Origin of the sequence: Burkholderia sp. SIMBA_051 (assembly GCF_046534915.1) — a bacterium.
Lineage (GTDB): Bacteria > Pseudomonadota > Gammaproteobacteria > Burkholderiales > Burkholderiaceae > Burkholderia > Burkholderia ambifaria.
Window position 1 is genome coordinate 1 of the sequence record NZ_JAWRXS010000471.1, and the last position, 260, is coordinate 260.

The following is a 260-nucleotide window of genomic DNA, read 5'->3' on the forward strand; positions in this document are numbered from 1 at the left end:
GGAGAAGGAGAAGGAGAAGGGCAAGCTCCTATTGGTTCAAAAGCAACTGTTGAAAGCGCCAAGTGGCTGGATATCGACATAGAAGTGGCAGTCGAACTTCAAATGGACTGGACCCTTGAAGGAGCGCAAAAAGAAATAGAAGAAAAGGTTAAATCGCTATTAAAATCAATCGCATTTGAAAAGAGTACCATTCGAATGTCCGCATTAAACGATATTCTGTACCATTCAGAAAGCGTGTCAGATTATGCAAACGTCTTACT

General features: G+C 41.5%; 1 protein-coding gene. It reads left to right on the forward strand.

The features are described from left to right. On the forward strand, window positions 1–260 hold a 260-nt coding region (locus SB771_RS35335), incomplete at both ends, for a baseplate J/gp47 family protein (RefSeq protein ID WP_410722082.1).